Genomic DNA, 8398 nt, shown 5'->3' with positions numbered 1-8398 from the left:
ACCGGTGACGGCGCAGGGCACGGACCCGAGCCCGGAATCGAGGCCTGCGCCGCGCCGGTCCCGCTCGCGGCCGCGAGGTACGAATGACCGACCGGGCAGCGGAAAGCAGCAGCCCGACCGGCCCGGAGCGCCACCTGCCCACGGCAGAGCCCGCGACGTGGTGCAGCCAACCGCCCGCCATCTGGCATCGGCCGAGCGAAACAAGGGATTCAGCGGAGCCGAAAGTCGGACGAGCGCCCACCCGCGTCCGCGCCGTTCCGTGGTTGCGACCCCGAACCAGGCGTGCCATCCTGAGGTCAGGCGATGGGGCTCGCCGAAACCGCGGAAAGATCCACTCCGCTGATGGCCTCTACCAACTGTCGATTGAAGGCTGATGCCGGAGCGATGGTGGGAGGCGCCGATGAGCGGAGCGGCAAGCCCGATCCTCCCGATCCCGCTCGTGCAGGCGGCCCAGGTCTTCACCATCCTGCTCGCGGCTCCCGGCATCAGCGGCGTCATCGCCCGGGTGGAGGCGCGGCTGCAGGGCCGGCGCGGTCCGCGGGTGATGCAGCCGTACTTCGATCTGGCGAAGCTGTTCGCGAAGGAGTCCCTCGCGCCGGAGGGCGCTAGCGGTTTCTTCCTCGTGGCACCACTGCTGGCCCTGGCCTGCTACCTGACGGTGCCGCTGCTCATCCCGGTGCTGACCGCGTTTCCGCTACCACTGGGTTACATGGCCGACATCCTGGGCGGCGGGTTCATCCTCTCGCTCGCGGGATTCGCGGTCGCGGTGGCGGCGGCCGAGTCCGGCGGCCCGTACGCCCAGCTCGGGTCGAGCCGGGCGAAGACCTTCGCGGCGATCACCGAACCGGTGGTGCTGTTCGTGGTGCTCTCGGTCGCGCTGGTCACCGCCACGGACCTGCCGTACGCGATGGCGGCGACGGTGCGCTCCGACATCACCCAGGTGATCCGGCCGGCGCACCTGTTGGCCGCGGGCGCGCTGTTCATGGTGATCCTCGCCGAGACCGGCCGGATCCCGGTGGAGACCCACACCGGCACCAACGAGTTCGGGATGATCGAGGAGGCCCGGGGCTTCGAGCACTCCGGGCCGTACTTCGCCGCACTCCGCTGGGGTTCGGCGATGAAGCAGCTGATCCTCTACACCATCCTGATCAATGTGTTCCTCGCCCCGTGGGGGCTGGCCGCGACCCCCGCACTCGCGGCGGTGGGGCTGGCCGTCGTGGCGCTGCTGGTCAAGGCGAGCCTCGTTGGCGCTGGCGTGACGTTGATCGACAACTCGTTCGCGAAGCTGCGCCTGTTCAAGATCACAGATTTCGTGGCGGCCGCGTTCCTGCTCGCCGTCCTGGCGGTGCTCACCCTCTACCTGGGAGGTGGCTGATGCATCCCGCGCCGGCGCCCGGCGTCTTCGCCGGCACCGCGAACGTGATCGCCGTCCTGGTCCTGCTCCTGGAGTTCTGGATGCTGCGGCAGGCACTGCTGCGCGACCAGGTCCGTCTGTACGCCGCACAGTCGCTGGTGGTGTCCGTCCTGGCGGCGGTGGTCGCCGCCACCCACCACCTGCCCGAACTGTACGTGCTGGCGGTGCTGTCGTTCGCGCTGAAGGTGGTCGTCGTGCCGCTGGTGGTGCTGCGGTTGATGCACGACACCAGCGAGGAGATCGCCGGCTCCGCCACCCTCGGCACCGCGTCGGCGGTGCTGGTGTCGATCGTGGTGGCCGGTTTCGGGTTCTTCACCATCGGCGTGCTGCACCTGCCCAGCGCGGTGCTGCCGACCACCGCCCTGTCCGTGTCGATCGGCGTGGTGCTGATCGCCTTCGTGCTGATGGCGGTGCGCCGCGACGTGGTGTCGCAGGCCATCGGGTTCTTCTCGCTGGAGAACGGGGTCTCCCTGGCCAGTCTGGTCGTGGCGGCCGAACTGCCGTTGATCCTCGAGGTGGCGTTCCTGTTCGACCTGCTGGTGGCCGTGGTGGTGTTCGGGGTGCTGATGCGGGTGCACCACGTGCGAACGGCGTCGCTGTCCACCGCGGCGCTGAACCGGTTGCGGGGGTGAGGACATGTCGGCCGTGCTCGTGGCCCTGGTGCTCGTACCGCTGGTCCCGGCGGCGCTGGCGGCGTTCGCGCCGGTGCGTGCGGTCAAGGCCGCCAGCCTGGGGGCCGGGCTGGTCTGCTTCGCGCTGACCCTGGCGCTGGTCCCGGCGGCGGTCGGGCCCGGCGTGCAGGTCGGGTTCCTGCGCGTCGACGCGCTGTCGGCGGTGTTCCTGCTGGCCACCGGCTTCCTGTATCCGGCCACCGCGGGCTACGCCATCGGCTACCTGCACGGCGGGCACTCGGAGGCCTACCTCCGCCGCTTCTACCTCGGCCTCAACGTGTTCGCCTGGTCGATGCTGTGCGCGCCGGCGGTCAACGGCCTGGCGCTGCTGTGGATCGCCATCGAGATCACCACCGTGGTCTCCGCGCTGCTGGTGGCCATCGAGGACACCGACGGCGCCGTCGAGGCGTCCTGGAAGTATCTGCTGCTGGCCTCGGCCGGGCTGGGCATCGCCCTGCTCGCCACGATCTTCCTCTACTACGCGGGTTCCACCGTGCTGGGCAACTCCTACGACCTGGCGTTCCCGCCGCTGCTGGCCGCCGCCCCCGAGTTGCCGCACACGGCGGTGCGCCTGGCGTTCGTGCTGGCCGTGCTGGGCTTCGGCACCAAGGTGGGGCTGTTTCCGGTGCACACCTGGCTGCCCGACGCCCACTCCGAGGCACCTACCCCGATCTCGGCGGTGCTGTCCGGGTCGCTGCTGGCGACCAGCTTCTACGCCGTGCTGCGCTTCCACCAGATCGCGGTGGCCACGCTCGGGCCGCGCTTCCCGCAGACCGTACTGCTGATCTTCGGGGTCGGGTCGCTGGCACTCGCGGCGCTGTACCTGCTCGACCAGCACGACATCAAACGAATGCTCGCCTACTCATCGGTCGAGCACATGGGCATCCTGGCCATCGCCGTCAGCTTCGGCGCCCCGCTGGCGCTGTTCGGGGCCATGCTGCATGTCCTCGCCCACGCGGCGGCCAAGGGAAACGCGTTCTTCGGCGCCGGGGTGCTGGTGCGCAAGTACGGGGCAAAGCGGCTCAGCCGCATCCGCGGCGCCCGAGGCGTCCTGCCCTGGAGCGCCCCGCTGTTCCTGCTCGCCATCCTCGCCCTGGCGGCGATGCCACCGTTCGGGATCTTCCGCAGCGAGTTCGCAATCGTCGCCGGCGGCGTGCAGGCCTCCCGCAACGTCGCCGCCGTGGCCCTGGTCGCCCTGGTCACCGTCGCGTTTCTCGGCCTGTCCGCGGCCACCACCCGCATGATCTTCTCGCCCGATCCGCCACCGGACCCGGCCGGGGAACTGGTCCGCGGGGAGGTGTCGGCGTGGATGGTGGCTCCGATGGTGGCCGGCCTCGCCGTACTGCTGCTCCTCGGCCTGTATCTGCCAGGCCCACTGGCCGACCTGTTGACGCACGCCGCCGCGCAACTCCAGGGGGCGCCATGACCACGTCCTGGACCGAAACGAGCCCTACCGCCCTCGCCGAGCGGCTGCGCGCCGGCCGGGACGCCGGACGGCGGTTCGCCGGGCTGTACGCCACCGCGGTCGACGCGTCCCACCTGCGACTGACCGCGCTCATGGCGACCCCGGGCGGCGGCATCGACGCCGTCGACGCGCTCGCCCCGGCGGCACGCTACCCGGCGCTGACCCCGCGGCTGCCGGCGGCGTTCTGGTACGAGCGCGTCATCCACGACCTGTTCGGGACGATCCCCGACGGCCACCCCCGGCTGGACCCGCTGATCCTGCCGCTGCCCGACGACGCGACCCGCCCCCGGCCGGGCGGCGCACCCTGCCCGGCCGCGCTCGACCCCGACGACCACGTCCTCGCCCGCCGCGTGCTCGGCACCGGACTGTGCACCATCCCGCACGGCCCGGTCCGCTCCGGGGTGATGGAATCGGTGGAGTATCTCGTCGAAACCCCCGGCGAGGACATACCGCATCTGCAGATCCGGCCCTACTACAAGCACCGCGGCGTGGAGAAACGCTTCGAGGGCCTGGACTTGGCCGGCGGGCTGCTGGTCGCCGAACGCGTCGAGGGCGTCGCCACCGTCGCGCACGCCCTCGCCTACGCCCACGCCGTCGAGGCGCTGTGCGGCGTGCCGGTGCCGCCCGCGGCCGGGCTCATCCGCGTGTTGCACGCCGAACTGGAACGGATCGCCAACCACCTGGACGTGGTGCTGCGGCTGTGCGACGCCGCCGGACTGGGAGTCGCGGTGGCCCGCTTCGGCTGGCACAAGGAACGCATCCTGCGTCTGGTCGGCCGGTTGTGCGGTAGCCGCTTCGGCCGCGGCGTGGTGATCCCCGGCGGGGTGTCCGGCCCACCGCGGCTGTCCCACACCGCCCTGGGCGCCGAACTGGACCGCATCCGGGCAGCACTCGACCCGGACCTGAGGCTGCTGCTGGTCACCTCGTCGTTCCTGGACCGGCTGCGCGGCACCGGGCCGCTACCGCCGGCGCGGGCCGACGAGCACGGGGCGCTGGGCCCGGTCGGCCGGGCCAGCGGATGCCGCGACGACGACCGGGTCAGCCGCGGCTACGACGCCTACCCCCTACTGGGCCCGGCCATGGTCGATGATGTCGACACCGGTGACGCGCTGGCCCGACTGCGCGTGCGGGTCCGCGAGATCGACGAGTCGTTCCGGCTGATCCGCGCCGCCGCCGACAGACTGGACACCACCGGCCCGCTGGCGGCCCCCTGCACACCCGACGACGGGCGGGGCATCGGGTGGGCCGAGGCGGCGCAGGGCGAGGTGCTCTACGCCGTGCACGTCACCGGCGGACGGATCACCCGCTGCGCGCCCCGCTCGGCGTCCTTTCACAACCTCGCCCTGTTCGGCGAGGTCTTCACCGGCGACATCCTCACCGACTTCCCCTTCGTCGAAGCCAGCTTCGGCCTGTCGATCGCGGGGGTGGCGCTGTGACCGGCGAGCGCGCGCGTGCGCGCAGACGGGAGGCGGCATCATGATGTGGCTGCTACGCGGCCTGCGCAACGGGGTGCTCACCACCCGCTACCCAGCCCGGCCCGACCCGTACCAGAACAGCTTCCCCGCCGCAGTCGCGGTCACCGACGCCGGGCGCCAGCCGGACGCCGAGCAGGTCGCCGACGGGTGCCCGACCGGCGCCATTCAGGCCGCCCCGGACGGGCGGCTGTTCGTCGACCGCGGCCGCTGCATCCTCTGCGGCGCCTGCGTCCGGGCCCGTCCCGACCTGTTCGCCTGGCAGCCCGGCGCGGCCACCGCCACCGCCCACCGCGGCACCCTCGTGGTGCCCGAGAGCACCGAGACCGACGAGAGCCTGGCCGCGCTGCGCGCCGCGCTGGCCGCCCGGGTACGGCGCCTCCGCCGGTCGGTGCACGTGCGCCACGTCGACGCCGGCTCCGACGGCAGCGACGAGTGGGAGGTGAACGCGCTGTTCAACCCGGTCTACGACGTCGCCCGGCTGGGCATCTTCCTCACCGCCAGCCCACGGCACGCGGACCTGCTGCTGGTCACCGGCGCCGGAGCGCGCGGCATGACCGAGCCACTGCGGCGCACCCTCGACGCGATGCCCCGCCCGATCGTGGTCATCGCCGCCGGCACCGATGCGATCAGCGGCGGACTGTTCGCCGGCTCCTACGCCACCCTGCCCGGAGTGGGCGACACGCTGCCGGTCGACGTGTGGGCACCCGGCAACCCGGCCAGCCCCTTCACGCTGCTGCACGCCATCCTGCTCGCCCTGGGCAGGGCACCGACCGACGCGGGGGTACGACGATGAACGCGCTGCTCGCCGCCGCCTTCGCCGTGCTCACGGTCGCCGCCGCCACTGACCTGCTGGCGGCGCCGCGGCGGCGAGCGCCGTGGCTGCCCTCCGCCCTGTGCGGGGTGGCCAGCGCCGACCTGGCGCTGGTCGGTGCGATGGCTGTCGGCGGGCACCCGGCCCGGTTGGGTCTGGACGGCTGGGTCGGGCTCGGCCCCGCCGCCCTGACCGCCGACCGGCTGTCCGGGCTGTTCCTGCTGCTGTCGTTCGCCGTCGCCACGCCCGTCTGCGCGACAGCCGCCGACTGGGCCCGTGCGCGCCGGGCCGACGCCGGCGGACTCGGCGCGGCCACCGCCCTGCTGCTCGGCGCCACGGCGCTGATCCTCACCGCCGACCACGTGTTCGTCTTCCTGTTCGGCTGGGAGAGCCTTACCCTGGCCTTCTACCTGGTCACCGCCTACCGCCGGCGGACCGACACGGTCGCGCCGAGCCTGCTGACCCTGGTGTTCGGCAAGGCCAGCGGCCAGCTGGCCATGCTCGGGCTGCTGCTGGCCGCGGCACGCGCCGGCACGTTCCACCTGCCCGGCCTGCAAGTCCTGCACGGGCACGCCGGAGCCGCCGCGTACGTGCTGCTCGTCGCCGGGTTCGCGGTCAAGGTGGGCCTGATCCCGGGCCAGATCTGGATGCCGCCCGGCTACGCCGCCGCGCCCGGACCGGTGCGGGCACTCATGGCGGGCGTCGCGGTCAACGTCGGCTTCTACGGCCTGTGGCGCACCGCCGCCCTGCTCGGTCCGCCGCCTGGCTGGCTGCCGCTGGTGCTGCTGATCGTCGGCGGCGTGACCGCGCTCGGCGGCATCGCGCACGCCACCGTGCAGCAGCGCCTGCACCGGGTCATCGCCTACTCCAGCATCGAGAACGCCGGCCTGATCATCGTCGGGTACGCGATCGCCCTGATCGGCCTGGACCTGCGCCAGCCGGCCCTGACCGCGGTCGGGCTCCTGGCGGCCAGCCTGCAGGTGGTCGCCCACGCCATCGCCAAGTCGGCGCTGTTCGCCGCCGCCGGGGTCATCGGCTCCGCGCACGGCACCGACGACATGGAACGGCTGCGCGGGGTGGCGCGCCGGATGCCGTACAGCGGCACCGCCCTGGCGGTGGGCGCGCTGACACTGGCCGGCCTGCCGCCGACCGTCGGGTTCGTGTCGGAGTGGTTCCTGCTGGAGGCCATCGCCCAGCAGTTCCGCGTCGACCCCCTGCCGACCCGGCTGGCGCTGGCGGTCGCCGGGGCGCTGGTCGCGCTCACCGCGGGCTTCGCCGGGGTGGCGTTCGTGCGGGTGCTCGGCTTCACCGTCCTCGGCTCCCCCGTCGCCGCCCGCCGGACGGGCCGCGAGGCCGGCGTCGCCGGGCGGGCCGGTCTGCTGACGCTGGCCGCCGGCTGCCTGGCCGTGGCCGCCGCCACGCCGGCCGAGATCCGCGTCCTGGCCGCCGGACTGACCCCGGTCGTGCCCGCCGACGTCACCCTCGGAGCGCTGAAATCACCCTGGGTGCTGCAGCCGGTCTACCCGGACTTCTCCATCCTCTCCCCGTCCTGGCTGTGGATCATGATGCCCGTGCTGTTCGCCGCCGCCCTGCTCGGCCTTTGGACCCTGTCCAAAGGCGGGCTGACGCGGGTGCGGCGCGTTCCCGCCTGGCGTTCGGCCACCGCCGGGGTGGAGGGCGCCGACCAGTACACCCCGTTCGGCTACTCGCACCCCACCCGGAAGATCCTGGCCGCGCTGCTGCTGACCCGCAACGAACTGGCGGAGGTGGAGGCGGCCACCGGCGGGCGGGCCGGCGACGAGACACGCGGCGCCGCCGGCAGCCATCTGGGCTACGCCACCGACATCGTCGAGGTGGTGGAGGAGTATCTGTACCGGCCGCTGCGGCGGCCCACGATGATCGCGGTACGCCTGGTCAAACGGCTGCAGTCCGGCCGGCTGGACGCGTACCTCGCCTACATGTTGATCGCCCTCGTCGCCGTCCTGGCCGTCGTGGCCGCGACCGTGTGACAGGCAGACCGGCGGCCGGCGCCGGATGAGCGGAGGTGGGGACATGCACCTGCAGGGCAGCGCGCAGCGGCTCACGATCGTGGTGGACGAAGCCGACCAGTGGCACCACCGGCCGCTGTACGTCGAGATCGTGCACCGCGCCCACCGGCAGGGTCTGGCCGGGGCCACCGTGCTGCGCGGGATCGAAGGCTTCGCCGCCGGGTCCACCATCCACGCCGCCCACCTGTTCGCCCTCGGCGAGCACCTGCCGGCCGTCATCGTCATCGTCGACGATCACCAGCGCATCGCCCAGTTCCTTCCCACTCTGGACGAGATACTGCACAAGGGAGTCGTCCTCCTCGACGACGTCGAGGTCATCCGCTACGTCGCCGCGCCCCGGCAGCGGCCCGCGGCCGACGGGCTGCGACGGCGGTGGCAGCAGACCAGCGAGCCCTGACCGGCCCGCGCTACCCTGGGAGGTGCACGGCGGAGGGGCTCGCCGACCATTGCGGACAGCCGCCAACGGTCCCTACCTGGTCACAAGGTAGGAGGCCGCCATGCCCCGCTCCGCCGT

7 protein-coding genes and 1 riboswitch are annotated in these 8398 nt (G+C 72.9%); all 7 genes read left to right on the top strand.

Annotated features, from left to right (window positions below; all coding sequences use genetic code 11):
- Nucleotides 1-290: 290 nt before the first annotated feature.
- A riboswitch (Fluoride riboswitch) is annotated at nucleotides 291-359 on the top strand.
- A 41-nt stretch (nucleotides 360-400) separates the two neighbouring features.
- Genes EFE23_RS20070 through EFE23_RS20040 form a run of 7 tightly spaced genes read left to right on the top strand, consistent with a single transcriptional unit; the run spans nucleotide 401 to nucleotide 8281 of the window.
- Nucleotides 401-1375, top strand: a complete 975-nt coding sequence (locus EFE23_RS20070) for a respiratory chain complex I subunit 1 family protein (RefSeq protein ID WP_123242485.1) — start codon at nucleotides 401-403, stop codon at nucleotides 1373-1375.
- A complete protein-coding gene (locus EFE23_RS20065) occupies nucleotides 1375-2046 on the top strand; it encodes a hydrogenase (RefSeq protein WP_123242483.1) in 672 nt (223 codons plus the stop codon). The genes EFE23_RS20070 and EFE23_RS20065 overlap by 1 nt, the downstream gene beginning before the upstream one ends.
- Before the next feature lie 4 nt (nucleotides 2047-2050).
- A complete protein-coding gene (locus tag EFE23_RS20060) occupies nucleotides 2051-3511 on the top strand; it encodes a proton-conducting transporter transmembrane domain-containing protein (protein WP_123242482.1) in 1461 nt (486 codons plus the stop codon).
- On the top strand, nucleotides 3508-4986 hold the full coding sequence (locus EFE23_RS20055; protein ID WP_123242481.1) for a hydrogenase large subunit: 1479 nt from the start codon (nucleotides 3508-3510) through the stop codon (nucleotides 4984-4986). The genes EFE23_RS20060 and EFE23_RS20055 overlap by 4 nt, the downstream gene beginning before the upstream one ends.
- A gap of 40 nt (nucleotides 4987-5026) precedes the next feature.
- On the top strand, nucleotides 5027-5818 hold the full coding sequence (locus tag EFE23_RS20050; protein ID WP_123242480.1) for an NADH-quinone oxidoreductase subunit B family protein: 792 nt from the start codon (nucleotides 5027-5029) through the stop codon (nucleotides 5816-5818).
- Nucleotides 5815-7845 carry a proton-conducting transporter transmembrane domain-containing protein gene (locus EFE23_RS20045; protein WP_123242479.1) on the top strand — a complete coding sequence of 677 codons (2031 nt, stop codon included), beginning with the start codon at nucleotides 5815-5817 and terminating at the stop codon, nucleotides 7843-7845. The genes EFE23_RS20050 and EFE23_RS20045 overlap by 4 nt, the downstream gene beginning before the upstream one ends.
- Before the next feature lie 43 nt (nucleotides 7846-7888).
- The gene (locus EFE23_RS20040; protein WP_123242478.1) at nucleotides 7889-8281 is read left to right on the top strand and encodes a DUF190 domain-containing protein; all 393 of its coding nucleotides are present in this window, start codon (nucleotides 7889-7891) and stop codon (nucleotides 8279-8281) included.
- Nucleotides 8282-8398 lie beyond the last annotated feature (117 nt).

It is taken from the genome of Micromonospora solifontis (genome assembly GCF_003725545.1).
In the GTDB taxonomy this organism is placed as follows: domain Bacteria; phylum Actinomycetota; class Actinomycetes; order Mycobacteriales; family Micromonosporaceae; genus Micromonospora; species Micromonospora solifontis.
This window is presented reverse-complemented; position numbering and strand designations above follow the sequence as displayed.